At 64.6% G+C, this 14,823-nt stretch carries 17 protein-coding genes; 14 read left to right on the top strand and 3 right to left on the bottom strand.

Features of this window, described 5'->3' with window-relative positions:
* Positions 1-98 precede the first annotated feature (98 nt).
* Positions 99-305 (top strand): hypothetical protein, encoded by a 207-nt coding sequence (locus H7687_RS04640; protein ID WP_183345583.1) that lies wholly within the window; start codon positions 99-101, stop codon positions 303-305.
* Between the two features lie 39 nt (positions 306-344).
* Here the strand turns inward: H7687_RS04640 and H7687_RS04635 are convergent, their stop codons facing one another.
* The 3 genes from H7687_RS04635 to H7687_RS04625 all read right to left on the bottom strand — a co-directional run bounded on the left by H7687_RS04635 (position 345) and on the right by H7687_RS04625 (position 3,070).
* On the bottom strand, positions 345-956 hold the full coding sequence (locus H7687_RS04635; protein ID WP_183345581.1) for a flavodoxin family protein: 612 nt from the start codon (positions 954-956) through the stop codon (positions 345-347).
* A gap of 258 nt (positions 957-1,214) precedes the next feature.
* The gene (locus tag H7687_RS04630) at positions 1,215-1,376 is read right to left on the bottom strand and encodes a hypothetical protein (protein ID WP_183345579.1); all 162 of its coding nucleotides are present in this window, start codon (positions 1,374-1,376) and stop codon (positions 1,215-1,217) included.
* A 92-nt stretch (positions 1,377-1,468) separates the two neighbouring features.
* On the bottom strand, positions 1,469-3,070 hold the full coding sequence (locus H7687_RS04625) for a thiolase family protein (protein ID WP_183345577.1): 1,602 nt from the start codon (positions 3,068-3,070) through the stop codon (positions 1,469-1,471).
* Positions 3,071-3,188: 118 nt separating this feature from the next.
* On the opposite strand from H7687_RS04625, the gene H7687_RS04620 reads away from it, so the two are divergent.
* From H7687_RS04620 to H7687_RS04560, 13 genes are all read left to right on the top strand, one after another.
* Positions 3,189-3,542, top strand: coding sequence for a VOC family protein (locus H7687_RS04620; RefSeq protein WP_183345575.1), 354 nt, complete (start codon positions 3,189-3,191; stop codon positions 3,540-3,542).
* Positions 3,539-4,102 (top strand): SH3 domain-containing protein, encoded by a 564-nt coding sequence (locus H7687_RS04615; RefSeq protein ID WP_183345573.1) that lies wholly within the window; start codon positions 3,539-3,541, stop codon positions 4,100-4,102. Before H7687_RS04620 ends, H7687_RS04615 begins: the two co-directional genes overlap by 4 nt.
* A 242-nt stretch (positions 4,103-4,344) precedes the next feature.
* Positions 4,345-5,649, top strand: coding sequence for a pyridoxal phosphate-dependent aminotransferase (locus tag H7687_RS04610; protein ID WP_183345571.1), 1,305 nt, complete (start codon positions 4,345-4,347; stop codon positions 5,647-5,649).
* A gap of 360 nt (positions 5,650-6,009) precedes the next feature.
* Positions 6,010-6,843 carry a CheR family methyltransferase gene (locus H7687_RS04605; protein ID WP_183345569.1) on the top strand — a complete coding sequence of 278 codons (834 nt, stop codon included), beginning with the start codon at positions 6,010-6,012 and terminating at the stop codon, positions 6,841-6,843.
* Between the two features lie 49 nt (positions 6,844-6,892).
* Positions 6,893-8,179 carry a methyl-accepting chemotaxis protein gene (locus H7687_RS04600; protein ID WP_183346072.1) on the top strand — a complete coding sequence of 429 codons (1,287 nt, stop codon included), beginning with the start codon at positions 6,893-6,895 and terminating at the stop codon, positions 8,177-8,179.
* Positions 8,176-8,628, top strand: coding sequence for a chemotaxis protein CheW (locus tag H7687_RS04595; RefSeq protein ID WP_183345567.1), 453 nt, complete (start codon positions 8,176-8,178; stop codon positions 8,626-8,628). The genes H7687_RS04600 and H7687_RS04595 overlap by 4 nt, the downstream gene beginning before the upstream one ends.
* Positions 8,628-8,993 (top strand): response regulator, encoded by a 366-nt coding sequence (locus H7687_RS04590; protein ID WP_183345565.1) that lies wholly within the window; start codon positions 8,628-8,630, stop codon positions 8,991-8,993. Before H7687_RS04595 ends, H7687_RS04590 begins: the two co-directional genes overlap by 1 nt.
* Before the next feature lie 3 nt (positions 8,994-8,996).
* Entirely contained in the window at positions 8,997-10,679 is a 1,683-nt protein-coding gene (locus H7687_RS04585) for a chemotaxis protein CheA (RefSeq protein WP_183345563.1), read from the top strand.
* Between the two features lie 62 nt (positions 10,680-10,741).
* On the top strand, positions 10,742-11,341 hold the full coding sequence (locus H7687_RS04580; RefSeq protein ID WP_183345561.1) for a chemotaxis protein CheC: 600 nt from the start codon (positions 10,742-10,744) through the stop codon (positions 11,339-11,341).
* Positions 11,342-11,465: 124 nt separating this feature from the next.
* Entirely contained in the window at positions 11,466-12,173 is a 708-nt protein-coding gene (locus H7687_RS04575; protein WP_183345559.1) for a LolA family protein, read from the top strand.
* Positions 12,174-12,441: 268 nt separating this feature from the next.
* Positions 12,442-12,927: a YajQ family cyclic di-GMP-binding protein gene (locus H7687_RS04570; protein WP_183345557.1), complete on the top strand. Its 486-nt coding sequence runs from the start codon at positions 12,442-12,444 to the stop codon at positions 12,925-12,927.
* A 17-nt stretch (positions 12,928-12,944) separates the two neighbouring features.
* The gene (rimO, locus tag H7687_RS04565; protein ID WP_183345555.1) at positions 12,945-14,291 is read left to right on the top strand and encodes a 30S ribosomal protein S12 methylthiotransferase RimO; all 1,347 of its coding nucleotides are present in this window, start codon (positions 12,945-12,947) and stop codon (positions 14,289-14,291) included.
* 83 nt (positions 14,292-14,374) lie between these two features.
* Positions 14,375-14,794, top strand: a complete 420-nt coding sequence (locus H7687_RS04560) for a TraR/DksA family transcriptional regulator (RefSeq protein ID WP_183345553.1) — start codon at positions 14,375-14,377, stop codon at positions 14,792-14,794.
* Positions 14,795-14,823 lie beyond the last annotated feature (29 nt).

The following is a 14,823-nucleotide window of genomic DNA, read 5'->3' as shown; positions in this document are numbered from 1 at the left end:
CCGTTTTCGCCGGGCCTGGTTGAGCAATATCGGGTGGTTACCGGCAGGGAACGTCTCTTGCTTGCAGCAAGGTTCGCAGGTCGCAGCAGGAGGAAAACATGACGCCCAAAGCAGTGGCAGCACCGATGACAATCAACGCAGCATATAACCCGCGCCCGGTGGCCCTGCTTGCCGCCGCAGCCGCCGCAGCCGCCCTGCCGCACCTTCTGGCCAGCGGACGCGCCGACTCGCCCCGCGTGCAGAGCAGGCGCCCGCGCCGCCTCTGGGGGCGCGAGGACGGCTTCACCATGGCGTCTCCCCGTTAGTCAACCTGTCACGTCGCGCACAACCTCGCCCGTACCAGGCTACCGCCCCGTCACCAGGGTTTGTCCCATGAGGCGCGCCTTGTCCAGCACCCGCCGCCCCGCGCCCTGGCGCTCTTCTTTCGCCGCCAGTCCCACGAAGATCGTCCCCACGCAACGAGCCCCGAGCAGTTCCGCGCTCTGCCTGAGCGTCTTCACTACCGGCGTGAACAGCCGCGCCAGCAATCCCGGCGCCGCGCTCGCCGCCACCAGCACCGCCCGCCTGGGCTTCTCATTGCTGCGCACCTTGGGAGCGGGTACCCCCCAGGGCCAGTAGGCGTAGCAGACCAGCCGCTCCACGAAACGCTTGGTGAGCGCCGTGACCGAGCCGAAGTTGGTGGGCGAGGCCAGCACCAGCGCCTGGCACCCCTCCACCAGGTCGAGCAGCCGCGCCATCTCGTCGGCCACCGGGCAGATGCCGCGCGCCCTGCCGGGCTCCTGGGTGCAGAGCCGGCAGTTGGTGCAGAACTCGACGTGGGTGTCCAGGAGGTAGACCTTGTGCACCTGCGCGCCCGCCTGGGCGGCGCCGGCGAGCACTTCGTCCACGACCTGGTCGACCATGCCCCCCTTGCGGTAGCTCCCCACGATGGCGACCACCTTCAGCGCGTTGCCCATAACGCCTCCAACTTCCGCAAAACCGTGTACCCCTGGCACTCCAGCTAATCGCCTCCCGGAAGGAGGGAGAAGTACCCCCAGTACCCTCTCCCCCCCGGGAGAGGGTGCCCGAAGGGCGGGTGAGGGAGGTGCCACCAAGGGGTATCCTGCTCACGGCGGCGCCCTCACCCCTGCCCCTCTCCCGCCTGCGGACCAAAGCCCTTCGGTGGGCGGAGGCCCGGAGGGCGAGGGGGAACCCCACCGCCGGCAGGGTACGACCTACTTGATTTCCTCATCCCGGGCGGCCTGCTCGGCCCGCGCCTTGCGCTCCAGGTTCCTTCTGCGGCGACCGCCCAGGAAGGATTCCTCGATCACGATGAAAACGAACAGCACGATGAAAAGGGCGAAGATGACGCCCAGGATCTTGAACAGCAGGGTCATGTTGCGCGTGCTCCTTACTTAACCGTCTCGCCCGGGGCGCCCGGGCCGGCGGCTACTATACCGATCCCGCGTCCCCTGTCAAGGCAAACCCGCTAGCCGTTGCCGGTGAGCTTCTTCCAGCCGCTGCCGGCCAGTTCCAGCACGCCGTCCATGGTGCGCCGGTAGAACTTCCGGACCGGGATGCGGTTCACCAGGATCTCCTCGCCGCTTTTCTCCAGGCTCACCGGCTCACCGGATTTCAACTGCACGATCCCGGCGTAGTGCTCGCCCCCCACGCCGAACAGGAAGGAGTGGCGCTGGCCATGGGCCAGGCAGGAGACGATCAGGATGATCCCCTCCGGGTCGCCGGTCTTGAAGTCGAAGCGGGTGGTGGCGGCGACGAAGCGTCCCTGCACCGGTTCGCCGTTCAACAGTTCGTTGACGCTCAGGTTCTTGGGCTTCATGCGCCCCAGCGGCGGCAGTCCCCAGGGGGAGAGCTCGGGGCGGGAGCGCTGCCGGTAGTGGCTGGTGCGCTCCAGGAGGGTGACCACGTTGTTGTTGATCGGGCCGCCGATGGAGTGGGCCAGCCCCATCTGGAACCTGCCGCCGGTGATCAGGCGGTGGTTCTCGACGATCTGGATCATGCCGGTGGCCCCCAGCGGGTGGCCGCGCCCCTTCAAGCCGCCGGTGATGTTGGTGGGGAAGCTGCCGAACTCGCCGGTCAGCTCGTCGTTCAAAAGCGCCTCGAGGATGCGGCGCCGGGGCACGAAGCCCAGGTCCACCATGTTGATGGGGCCGAAGCCGTTGAAGGGGTCGTGCATGTTGACGTGGATCTTGCCGGCGAAGTCGGTGATCTTCCTGATGCCGGCCATGGCGTAGGCCTCGGCGGCGGCGCGCACGGTGGCGGGGAAGCTGTGGAAGTAGGGACGGTCGGCGATGGTGGGGATGTCGGTGGCGCTGCCCACCCCGGAGACGACCACCTCGTGCGGCGTGGCGGAGAGGAGCACGGCGGCCACCCCGTCGGACATGGGGCAGAAGTCGTGGTAGCGCAGCGGCCACCAGTAGCGGTAGTTCTTGCCGGTGACGATCTGGCGGTAGTACTCCTCGAGCGGGATCTCGAAACTGAGGTGGGCGTCCGGGTTTCTCGCGGCGAAGCGGTGCGCGCGCTGGGTCAACAGGGCGGAGAAGGCGGTCCACTCCTCGCTGGAGAGCTTCAGCCGCTCGATCAGCGAGCGCGCCACCAGCGCCCCGCAGGCGGGCATGGAGAGCCCGAACTCGGCCTCGTCCTTGTCGATGACGCCGGCGACGATGCGGGTCGCCTGACCGGTGGAGACGTCGCTCATCTTCTGGATGCCGATGGCGAGCACGTGGTCGCAGCGCCCGGAGGCGATCTGCAGGTAGGCGTACTCGAGGGCCGAGGCGCCGGAGGAGGAGGCCGTGTCGATCAGCACCGACTTGGCCCCCGAGATGCCGAGCACCCCGGCGATCTTGGCCGCGGTGTTGTCCACCCCGGAGAAGGCGACCGGGTTCTGGCACCCGACCACGACGGCGCCTACCTCGGAGCGGCGGATGCGGCTCCCGGCGAAGACCTCGCCGGCCTTTTCCGCCATCTCCAGAAAGGAGAGCGCCTCGCGCTCCCGGCCGTTGTAGCGCCCCACCGGCGCCGCATACGAGGAGGCGACGTAGACCTCCCTGGGTTTGAATTGCTGCGTCACGGATCCCTCCTGCAAGGGGCGTCCCGCCGCCGTCCGGCGACTGAATAGCCTTGCCAGCGCCCGCCCACTCTGCTATGTATTAGAACGCTGTCACAACATATCACTCAAGGTGGTTTTCATGGTAGAAAAAATTAAGAATATTGTTGTATTTGTCAAGGACATCAAGGCCGCGCGCCGTTTTTACCGGGAACAGCTGGGTCTTGCCGCCGGGCAGGAGACCGAGTACATGATGGAGTTCCTCCCGGCCGAGGGGACCGCCCTGGGGGTGTCGCTGGCCATGCACGAGGCGGCGCAGAAGCTGGTGGGACGCCACACCGGCATCACCTTCACCGTAAAGGACCTGGAAGAGCTCTACACCCGGCTCACCCGCGAAGGGGTCCGCTTCACCGAGCCCCTGGAGAAGAGCCCGTGGGGCAAAATGGCGGTTGTCGCCGACCCGGACGGCAACGAGTTCGCCCTGGTGGAGATGTGAGAGCGTTTCTGATCGGCGTCCTGCTCCTGGCCGGCGCCGGTTCGGCGGCCCTGGCCGCCCTCCCCGCGCCGCGCCCGTACAGCGGGTGCGCAGTGCTGATCCTCAGACAGGGGGCGGGGTGGCAGCCGGAGAGCCTGGCGCTGTACCAGGAGCCGGGTGTGCAGCGGGTCGCCGAGACCACGGCGCAGGCCCTGCCGCGGCTCTCCGGGGACGACGCGGAGCCGCTTGTGGCGGCGAGCGAGCGGCGCGGCGACTGGGTCAGGGTGGCGCTGGACGAGGCGGGACGCCAGGGGTGGCTGGAAAAGGCGCGCGGCTGGGAGTACCGCGAGTGGCGCGACTTCCTCCCCGGACGCACGGTGCGCCTGCTCCCGGGCCTGAAGAAGGAGTGGTACCAGCTGCGGCTGGCGCCCGGCGGCGAGGCGAGCCCCGCAGCGCCGCTCTCCCGGGACCGGGAGTTCAGGGTCCTGGAGGTGGAAAAGGAGTGGGCAAGGGTGGAAGCGCCGGCCGGGTGGCTGCGCTGGCGCGACCCCGACGGCAGGCTCACCGTCTCGCTGAAGTAGCTGCCGAAACAGAAAAAGCATTGACATTGATATCCCTGCATGTTATTTGAGGCGTCATGTATACTAACAACGTTACATCACGTGGCACAGTCCACGCGGCAGCAGCGGCCAGACACTTCTAGAGCCGCCACTGCTGATTAGAAAAATAGATTTCTACTGAAGGCCGTGGGGGACCCCCACGGCCTTTTTTTATACAAAATTCGCTTTAGTCCGGCACATACATACCAATCAGGGGGAAAAGAATGCGCAACGAGATAGTCGCTCCCGGCGCGGGAGAGCTTACCTACGAAATCCGAAACATCGTCACCGTGGCAGAGAAAGTGCAGCGCCTCGGGGTGAAGATCAACTGGGAGAACATCGGGGACCCCATCGTCAAGGGAGAGACCATCCCGCTCTGGATGAAGGAGATCGTTGCCGCCGAGGCGATGCACGACGAGAGCTACGCCTACTGCCCCACCCGCGGCGTCCTGGAGACCCGCGAGTTCATCTGCGAGATCACCAACAAGCGGGGCGGCGCGCAGATCACCCCGGACGACATCATCTTCTTCAACGGCCTGGGCGACGCCATCGCCAAGGTGTACGGGAACCTCAGGGCCGAGAGCCGCGTGCTGATGCCGTCGCCGACCTACACCACCCACTCCATCGGCGAGGCGGCCCACGCCAACGCGGTCCCGGTCTGCTACCGCCTCAAACCCGAGGACAACTGGTATCCCGACATGGAAGACCTGGAGTGCCACGTCAAGTACAACCCGCAGATCTCCGGCATCATGCTCATCAACCCGGATAACCCGACCGGGATGGTCTACCCCCCCGAGGTGCTCAAGGAGATCGTGGCCATCGCCAAGAAGTACGACCTGTTCCTGATCGCCGACGAGGTGTACAGCAACATCGTCTACAACGGCGAGCACACGGTCCCCATCTCCGACGTGATCGGCGAGGTCCCGGCCATCGCCATGAAGGGGATCTCCAAGGAACTTCCCTGGCCCGGCTCGCGCTGCGGCTGGATCGAGGTCTACAACGGCGAGCGCGACCCGCGCTTCAAGAAGTTCGTCAACTCCATCCTCTCCTCCAAGATGAACGAGGTCTGCTCCACGACGCTGCCGCAGCGCTGCCTCCCCGCCGTCATGAAGCACCCGGAATACCACAACTACCTGAACGAGCGCATCGGCCGTTACGAGAAGATGAGCAACATCATGTACGACGCGCTGTCCAGGATCCCGCAGCTGTCGGTGAACCGCACCAACGGCGCCTTCTACATGGCGGTCCCCTTCAAGCCGGGCGTCTTGAACCACACCCAGAGCCTGCCCATCCAGAACCCGGAGATCCGCGCCCTGGTGGAGGGGATCGTGAACCAGCCCGGCGTGGCGCCGGACAAGCGCTTCGTCTACTACATCCTGGCCCACACCGGCATCTGCGTGGTGCCGCTCTCCTCCTTCAACACCGAGCTTCTGGGCTTCCGGGTCACGCTCCTCGAGCGCGACGAGGAGGAGTGCCGCAAGATCTACCGCACCCTGACCGAGAACATCGCCGCCTACCTCGCCTCGTAAGCCGGGCCGGCTTCCCCCGCACCCCTCCTCCCCCTCCCTTGACGGGCCTGCGCGCCGAAGCGCTTCGTCCCGCGGAGGCGGGAGGGTGGGTGAACTTGCCAGCCTGTCCCCTTTTCCTCTAGGTCAGCGCGAATGCGGCGTCTACCCCCACCCCCTACCCCCCTCCCGCGAGGGGCGGGGGGATTTTTGCCCCCCCGCCGCCCCCTTTTTTGCCGCAAGTGCACGTCCTCATTGACTGTTGAACCACACTTATGCTATCCATTCTCCATTTGGGCAGCATCCTCACGAGCTTAGGGGTTCAGATGGCCTCGGTTGCACCGGAAAGAAGGCGTACGGCGGCAAACGCCCGCAGCGTGGCACATGCTTAACGGCATAACCGGCAGCGTCGAACCGGATATCGCCCCGGATACCTTCGAGGTCATCGGGCGCATCCTCAAAGCCCGCTCGGGGTTCACCCTGGACGGCTACAAGGACAAATGCGTCAAGCGGCGCATCCACATCCGCGTCCGCGCCACCCACTCCCCCTCACCTGAGGCCTACGGCGAACTGCTCACCCAGAGCACGGCCGAGCAGGACCACCTGCTCCGGGTGCTCACCATTCACGTCTCCCACTTCTTCAGAAATCCCACGGTCTTCGAAAAATTAGGCGCCGACATCCTCCCTGAACTGCTGCAGCGGCGCGACCAGGTCCGGATCCTGAGTGTCGGTTGTGCCGGCGGCGAGGAGCCCTATACCCTGGCGCTGCTGATGAAGGAGCGCTTCCCCGATGCGGTCGACGCGGGACGCGTCACCATCCTGGGGGTCGATGTGGACAGCATCATCCTGGAGCAGGCGCGGGAAGCGCTGTACCACCCGGACCGGCTGGCGGAGGTCCCGGCCGAGCTGCTGGAGCGCCATTTCATCCCCGAGGGCGGGCGCTACCGCCTGCGCGACGAGGTGCGCAGCCAGGTCCTTTTCGAACACGCCGACCTGAACCACCGGCAGGGGTGGGACCCCTGCGACCTGATCCTTTGTCGCAACGTACTGATCTATTTCGAGAGGGAGCGGCAGGAAACGATCCTGAACAGCTTCGCCGACGCCCTCTCCCCCGGAGGTTACCTGGTGCTGGGCAAGGCCGAGACACTTTTCGGCACGGCCCGCAAGCGCTTCAAGACGATCTGCCCCGTGGAGAGGATCTACCGCGTGTTGAGTTAACTGTGCATCTTTGCCTTTCATGAAAGGAGTTCACCGCATGTCTCGCCCCATATACATTCAGATCGGCTACAAGTTCATACTGGGCTTTCTGACCGTGGTCGCCGCCGTCGTCTTCGTGCCCACCTGGATCGGCCGGGTCGGGCTGCCGCCGGAGCTGACCAACGCGCTCTCCTATGTGGCCGCCCTCTCCGTGGGGCTCCTGTTGGGCGCCTTCTTCTCGAAGAGCTTCACCAGGAACATCACCCTCCTGCGCGGCGCCACCGAGGCGATCAGCCAGGGCGACCTGTCCAGCAACCTCGACTTTCCCGCCACCCGCTTCCCGGACGAGACCCACTCCATGGCGCTCTCGATCAACACCATGCAGGAGAACCTGCGCACCCTGGTGCGCCAGATCCGTCACACCTCCGAGCAGGTCTCCGAATCCTCGCGCACCCTCTCCTCCAGCGCCCTGGAGATCAACGCCTCCACCGAGGAGGTGGCGCAGGCCATCGAGAGCATCTCGGGGGGCGCGGAGAACCAGGCGGAGATGCTCTCCAAGAGCGCCAAGGTGATCCACGAGATGGCGATCTCGGTGGACCTGGTGGCGCGCCGCGCCAAGGAGACCGCCAAGGCGGCCCGGGAGACGAGCCTCACCGCGCAGAAGGGTGGCGAGCTCGCCACCGACTCCGTGGAGCGGCTGAAGAGCTTCTTCGACTCGGTGGAGCTGATCAGCATGCAGTTCATGGACCTGAACGGCAAGCTGCAGCAGGTGGGCAAGATCGCGGACTTCATCGTGGAGATGTCGCGCCAGACCAACCTGCTCGCCCTGAACGCCTCCATCGAGGCGGCCCGCGCCGGCGAGTACGGCAAGGGTTTCGGCGTGGTGGCAGAGGAGGTGAGAAAGCTCGCCGACGGCAGCGCCAAGAGCGCCACCGAGATCGTGGAGCTGATCGACCTGGTCAAGGTGGAGAGCCGCAGGGTGCAGGAGACCATCACCGACAGCTCGCGCGGCATCATCGTGGGCAAGAAGAACCTCGACACCACCGCGGACGCCTTCAAGGAGATCCTCGCCACCGTCGTCGAGACCGAGAGAAAGGCGAACTCCATCGCCGACCTCTCCCAGATGCAGACCACCGGGGCGGCCAAGATGGTGAGCATGGTGGACGAGATCGCCAAGGTCGCCGAGGACAATGCGGCCTCCACCGAGGAGGTCTCCGCCGCCACGGAGGAGCAGCACTCGGCCATGCAGGAGATGGTGTACCAGACCCAGGAGCTGGCCCAGCTCGCCGACGAGCTGCTGCGCTCGGTGGAGCGCTTCCAGGTCGGGCCCGAGCCCGCACCGGAGCCCGAGGCGTGACCGCCGAGCGCCTGCTCCTGTTCAGCGCGGCACGGCAGCAGTTCGCCCTGAACCTGCAGGAGGTCTGCGAGGTGATGGAGCCGCAGCAGTGCTATCCCTTTGCGGGAGCGCCGCCCCACTACCTGGGGCTGATCAACTTCCACGGCAACCTCACCGCGCTGGTGGACCTGGCCGGCTACCTGCGCCTGCCGGGGCGCCCGGTGCCGGGCAAGATCCTGGTCATCGACACCCGGCTCGCCCACCTCGCCCTCAGGGTGGACGCCGTCGGCTCCATCCTCGACGCTACCAGCATCACCAGCTTCGGCAGCCACGAAGATCCGCTCGTTGAGGCGCTGCTCGAGACGCCGCAGGGGAGCGTGCGCCTGCTCCGCCTGGAGACGCTTTTAAACGGCCTGGAGCAGGAACTGCAGCAAAGCGCCCCCAACAATGCCAAACCAGGAGGTACCTGATGGCCTTGAAGGTCATGATAGTTGACGACTCCCTGTTCATGAGGAAAATGCTGCGCGACATCCTCGTCGAGGACGGGTACGAGATAGCCGACGAGGCATCCGACGGCGTGGAAGCCGTTGCGAAATACAAGGAATGCCTCCCCGACCTGGTCACCCTGGACATCGTGATGCCCAACAAGACGGGGATCGAGGCGCTGCAGGAGATCATGGCCTACGACGCCGGGGCCCGCGTGGTGATGTGTTCCGCCATCGGCCAGGAGGCGCTCACCGCCGCCGCGACCGAGGCCGGCGCCAAGGCCTTCATACTGAAGCCGTTCAACCCGGAACTGGTCACCCGTGTGCTCAGGGAAGTGGCCCAGGGGTAACCGATGGACATGTCGCAGTACAAGGCCCTCTTCCTCTCGGAATCCCGGGAGTACCTGCGCACCATCGCGGAGCAGGTAGTGGCCCTCGAGCAGTCGCCCGGGGAGCGCAGTGCCGTGGACGCCCTGTTCCGCGGCGCGCACTCGCTGAAAGGGATGGCTGCGTCGATGGAGTACGGCGACGTGGTGGTGGTGGCCCACAGCATGGAGGACCTGATGGCGCGCGTGCGCGACGGGGCCACCCCCTTCGACGCCGGCGTCGCCGACCTGCTCCTGGAGGGGGTCGACCTGATCGACGTGCTGCTCCAGGACGTGGAGCAGGAGCGCCCGTCCACCCTCCCCACCGGCGACTTCGCGCAGCGGCTGGCGACCTACGCCCCGGCAGCGCCCAAGGCGGCCCCGGCCGAACAGGCTGAAGCCCAGGGAGCCGCGGCCGACGCCGTCCCCTCCCCCGCCCCGACTGGCCCCGCCCCCTCCGCCACCGCGGCGGAAGCCGCCCCGCCAGCGCCGGAGGCGGAAAAGGCCAAGGAGCCGGCCGGCGAGGCGGGCGGTACGGTGCGGGTGAAGACGGAACTGCTGGATCACCTGATCAACCTGACCGGCGAGCTGGTCACCAACAAGCAGCGCCTTCTGACCATCGCCGGCGAGTTGGCCTCCCCGGCCCTGAACGACGCCATCTCCGAGACCGCCAAGCTGCTGCGCTCCCTGCACGACGAGGTGATGAAGGTGCGCCTGATGCCGTTCGAGGCGATCAGCGACCGCTTCCAGCGCTCGGTGCGTTCGGTCGCCAAGAAAAGCGGCAAGGAGATCCATTTCGAGCTGACCGGGCGTGAAATCGGCCTCGACCGCGGTATGCTGGAGCAGCTCGTCGACCCGCTGAACCACATCCTGAGAAACGCCGTGGACCACGGCATCGAGGAAAGCGGGGAGCGGGAGCGGGCGGGCAAGCCGGCGCGGGGGACGGTGCGGCTCGCCGTGACCCGGGACCGGGACCGCATCCAGATCACGGTGCGCGACGACGGCCGGGGCATGGAGCCCGCCACCATGATCGCCGCCGCCATCGCCAAGGGTATCCTGACCCCGGAAGAGGGAGAGCTCTTGTCGCCGCGCCAGGCGCTCATGCTCTCCTGCATCCCCGGCTTCTCCACCGCCAAGGAAGTGACCGACATCTCCGGCCGCGGGGTGGGGATGGACGCGGTCAACGCCGCCATTCAGAAACTCGGGGGGACGCTGGGGATCGAGTCCGAGCCGGGTGTGGGCACCACCATCACGCTTAGGCTGCCGCTCACCATCGCCATCATCCACGCGCTGGTGGTGCAGGTGGGCCAGGTGAAGGCGGCGATCCCCGTGAACGCGGTGCAGCGCACCGTGGAGCTGTCCCGGCGCCAGATCGAGACCATGGGCAAGCGGCAGATGTTCCAGCTCGACGACGAGGCGATCCCGCTGCTGTCGCTGAACCGGGTGCTGGGGCTGCCGCTGGGGCGCTTCCCCGACGGCATCCTCCCCCTCTTCGTCACCGAGGCCCGCGGGCGCCGCGTCGGCATCGTGGTGGACCGGCTCCTCGGCCAGCACGAGCTGTTCGTAAAGCAGCTGGGGCGGCCGCTCTCCAAGTTGGCGGGTGTGGCCGGCGGCGCCACCTTGGGCGACGGCGAGATCGTCGCCATACTCGATTTGGCCGGACTGCTGTAACCGATTCCCGATCGTTAACCGCCGTTGCCCCCACCGGCAACGGCTTACCAGCGGAGGCTAGCATGGCCCACCACGAATTGCACGACGGCGAACTGAACGCCCTCACCCACGTGTGCAACACCGGGATGCAGCACGCCGCGGTCGCCCTGTCCCAGCTGATGGGCAAGGGGGTCAGCATCCAGGTGCCCCGGCTCCAGGTGCTGGAAGGCTCCGAAGTGTCGCACCTGCTCGGCTCGCAGGAGGTGACCGCCCTGCAGCTGCAGATCCTGGGCAACGTGCGCGGCAGCATCCTGATCCTGTTGCTCCGCGAGAACGCGCAGCGGATCCTGGAACTGTTGCTGGGGCAGGTTCCCAAGGAAGGGGAGCCGCTCTCCGAGATGGAGCGCTCCACCCTGATGGAGGTCGGCAACATCCTCGCCTCGGCCTGCCTCAATGCCCTGGGCAACTCGCTGAAGATGACCCTGCTCCCCTCGGTCCCGGCGCTGAGCGCCGGGCTGGGCGGCGACATCCTGGCCCGGGCGCTGGAGCGGGGTGAAACGGACGAGGCGGTGGTGATGATCGACGCCATGTTCTCGGTCTCCGATTCGCTCTGCGGCGGCAGCATCTTCCTCATTCCGGCGCCCGCGTCGCTGGGGGCCCTGCTGGGCGCACTGGAGCAATGAAAAGGTTGCACCTTGCCCGGTTGTATGTCAGAATGCCCGGTCAAACTGCCGCCACCGCGGCACATGTAGGGGACTGGCTCCGCAGGTGCCTGTCCCCTTTTCACTACTTTCAGAGGTCGAAGATATGAAAATCGCCAGAACCGCCGTCCTGTGTCTCGCCCTGATAGCCCTCAACGCCGGCGTGGCCCTTTGCGCCGAACTCGCCCAGGTGGTGCGCACCATCGAGCAGGGTTACGGCTCGCTGAACGACCTGCAGGCCGACTTCAGCCAGAGAAGCAGCATCAAGGCCATGAAGCGCGAGGAGAAGGGTGCCGGAGAGCTCCTGCTGAAGAAGGGCGGGGGCAAGGAGTCCATGTTCCGCTTCAACTACACCAAGCCCAAGCAGCAGATCGTCTCCAACGGCAAGACCGTGTGGTACTACATCCCGGACCAGAAGCAGGTCATGGTGATGGACCTGGCGCAGCTCCTCGAGGCCAGCAACGGCATCGCCATGAACTATCTGTCGGGGCTGGGTCAGGTCTCCAAGGACTTCAGCATCGCCTTCGCCGCCGAGCAAAAGGACAAGAGCGGCAACTACCAGCTGGAGCTCACCCCGCACAAGAAGAGCCCGGCCATGGCCAAGCTGCTGCTGACCATCTCCGGCGAGGCCGTCGAGAGCATGGTCGCCAAGGGGAAGAGTTCGACCCCGTTCCCGGTGCTCTCCTCCACGGTGGTGGACCAGACCGGCAACACCACCAGGATGGACTTCAGCAACGTGAAGACCAACCGCGGCATCTCCAGCGGCAAGTTCAGCTTCAAGATCCCCTCGGGGGTGCAGGTCATAAAAAGATAGAAAAAACAGATAAAGACAAAGATTGAGATTAAGAACGACCTGAAAAACAAACAAGAAAAAGATCGAGATTAAGGATGGAGACGAGTTTCTGGTTCTACTTAGTCTTAATCTTAATCTCAATCTGCTTAAAAAAAACAGATAAAGACAAAGATTGAGATTAAGAACGACCTGAAAAACAAACAAGAAAAAGATCGAGATTAAGGATGGGGACGAGTTTCTGGTTCTACTTAGTCTTAATCTTAATCTCAATCTGCTTTTAGGAGGTGTTATGCCGTCATTCGACATCGTTTCCAAGGTCGACATGCAGGAAGTCGACAACGCCATCAACCAGACCGTGAAGGAGATCGGGCAGCGCTACGACTTCAAGGGGTCCAAGAGCGAGGTAACCCTGGAGAAGGAAAGCATCAAGGTCCTTTCCGAGGACGACTTCAAGCTGAAGGCGGTCATCGACATCCTGCAGTCCAAGTTCGTCAAGCGCAACATCTCGCCTAAGGCGCTACAGTACGGCAAGGTGGAGCAGGCCTCCGGCAGCATGGTGCGCCAGATCATCACCCTGCAGGTGGGGATCTCCAAGGAGAAGGCCAAGGAGATCGGAGCGGTGATCAAGGAAACCAAACTCAAGGTACAAAGCCAGATCCAGGACGACCAGATCCGGGTCACCGGCAAGAACATCGACGACCTGCAGGAGGTGATCCGGATCCTCAAAGGCAAGGATCTCGACATCGACATGCAGTTCGTCAACTTCAGAAGCTGATAGAAGAGGGGATTTTTTTGAACCAGAAGATTAAGGAAAAAGTAAGCCTGGTGAGCCTGGGCTGCCCGAAGAACCTGGTGGATGCCGAGGTGATGCTGGGCTACCTCTCCAAGGACGAGTACGAAGTCACCACCGACGAGATGCAGGCCGATATCATCGTGGTGAACACCTGCTCCTTCATCAAGGAGGCCAAGCAGGAGAGCATCGACACCATCCTCGACCTGGCCGACAGGAAGCACGACGCGCGCTGCAAGCTCCTGATCGTGACCGGCTGCCTGCCGCAGCGCTACCAGGAGGAGCTCGCCAAGGAACTCCCCGAGGTGGACATCTTCATCGGCACCGGCGACTACCCGCGCATCGCGGAGATCATCGCCGAGAAGAAGGGGACCGAGGCCCAGCTCTGCTACACCGGCGACCCCAACTTCGTCTACAACGACGAGTTGCCGCGCCTGCAGTCCTCGCCGCACTACACGGCCTACCTGAAGATCGCGGAAGGGTGCTCCAACAACTGCTCCTACTGCGTCATCCCGTCCCTGCGCGGCGCGCACCGCTCGCGCCCCTTCGCGACGCTCATGGCGGAAGCGAAGGCGCTGGTAGAGTCGGGGGTGAAGGAACTCAACCTGATCGCCCAGGACATCACCGCCTACGGCCGCGACCTGCCGGAACAGCCGAGCCTCGAGCTCCTGGTGCAGGAACTGGCCAAGCTGGACGGGCTCAAGTGGATCAGGCTTCTCTACGCCTACCCGGACGGGGTCAGGGACTCGCTGATCGAGCTGATCAAGAACGAACCCAAGGTGTGCAAGTACCTGGACCTCCCCATCCAGCACATCTCGGACCCGGTGCTGAAGAACATGAAGCGCAGAAGCGGCGAGGCCGACATCCGCGCCCTGATCGCCAAGCTGCGTAAGGAGATCCCGGACATCGCCATCCGCACCTCGCTCATCGTCGGCTTCCCGGGTGAAACCAACGAGGACTTCAAGACGCTCCTGCAGTTCGTCGAGGAGACCCGCTTCGACCGCCTCGGCGTGTTCTGCTACTCCCGCGAGGAAGGGACCCCGGCGGCCGAGATGCCGGACCAGGTCTCCGAGCGGGTCAAGCGCGAGCGCCACAAGAAGCTGATGCGTACCCAGGCCCGGGTCTCCTTCAAGCACAACCGCACCCTGGTCGACAGCGAGGAGGACGTGCTGGTCGAGGGGTACAGTGAGGAAACGGAGCTGCTCTTGAAGGGGCGTTCCTCCCGTCAGGCACCCGATGTGGACGGCCAAGTGTACATCACCGCCGGCAACGCCAACGTCGGTGACATAGTGAGATTGAAGATCACTGACTCCTCTGATTACGACCTGATTGGGGAGATCATCGACTAGGCTTTTAGTCTTGACACCGACCGCTATTGCTGTATTATTGCGTCGCTTTGCGGGACAATGACTCAAATGGAGATAGTTTATACATGACAGAAAAACCCGAAGAAATGAAAGCGATGCTCCTCAAGATGAAAGAGGAGACGCTTAAAGAGATTAACAAGACTGTCAAGTCCGGCTCCGATGCACCGATCAACGAGCCGAGCGGCGACATCTATGACCAGGCTTCCAGCGAGCGCGACCGTGAACTCGGTCTTTTGCTGGGCGACCGGGAGCGCGAGAAATTGCGTAATATCGACGAGGCTTTACTGCGTCTGGAAGAAGGCGAGTACGGCATCTGCGAGGAGTGCGAGGAAGAAATCCCCATCGGGAGGCTGAAGATCGTCCCCTTCGCCCGCCACTGCGTCAAGTGCAAGGCGGACCTGGAGAAGCAGCAGGCACAGACCAAGCGCTTCGAAGAGGACCGCGCCTACCGCGAGATCGCGCTGGGCGAGGAAGAGGAAGGGTAGCAGGGCAAAAACAGGAAACAGCGGCAGGG

Origin of the sequence: Geomonas paludis (assembly GCF_014193585.1) — a bacterium.
GTDB lineage: Bacteria > Desulfobacterota > Desulfuromonadia > Geobacterales > Geobacteraceae > Geomonas > Geomonas paludis.
This window is presented reverse-complemented; position numbering and strand designations above follow the sequence as displayed.

Excerpts from the sequence above, each read along its gene's own strand:
- H7687_RS04640 (WP_183345583.1), top strand. The coding sequence starts at position 99 with ATGACGCCCAAAGCAGTGGCAGCACCGATGACAATCAACGCAGCATAT.
- H7687_RS04635 (WP_183345581.1), bottom strand. The coding sequence starts at position 956 with ATGGGCAACGCGCTGAAGGTGGTCGCCATCGTGGGGAGCTACCGCAAG.
- H7687_RS04630 (WP_183345579.1), bottom strand. The coding sequence starts at position 1,376 with ATGACCCTGCTGTTCAAGATCCTGGGCGTCATCTTCGCCCTTTTCATC.
- H7687_RS04620 (WP_183345575.1), top strand. The coding sequence starts at position 3,189 with ATGGTAGAAAAAATTAAGAATATTGTTGTATTTGTCAAGGACATCAAG.
- H7687_RS04610 (WP_183345571.1), top strand. The coding sequence starts at position 4,345 with ATGCGCAACGAGATAGTCGCTCCCGGCGCGGGAGAGCTTACCTACGAA.
- H7687_RS04605 (WP_183345569.1), top strand. The coding sequence starts at position 6,010 with ATGCTTAACGGCATAACCGGCAGCGTCGAACCGGATATCGCCCCGGAT.
- H7687_RS04590 (WP_183345565.1), top strand. The coding sequence starts at position 8,628 with ATGGCCTTGAAGGTCATGATAGTTGACGACTCCCTGTTCATGAGGAAA.
- H7687_RS04585 (WP_183345563.1), top strand. The coding sequence starts at position 8,997 with ATGGACATGTCGCAGTACAAGGCCCTCTTCCTCTCGGAATCCCGGGAG.
- H7687_RS04580 (WP_183345561.1), top strand. The coding sequence starts at position 10,742 with ATGGCCCACCACGAATTGCACGACGGCGAACTGAACGCCCTCACCCAC.
- H7687_RS04575 (WP_183345559.1), top strand. The coding sequence starts at position 11,466 with ATGAAAATCGCCAGAACCGCCGTCCTGTGTCTCGCCCTGATAGCCCTC.
- H7687_RS04570 (WP_183345557.1), top strand. The coding sequence starts at position 12,442 with ATGCCGTCATTCGACATCGTTTCCAAGGTCGACATGCAGGAAGTCGAC.
- H7687_RS04560 (WP_183345553.1), top strand. The coding sequence starts at position 14,375 with ATGACAGAAAAACCCGAAGAAATGAAAGCGATGCTCCTCAAGATGAAA.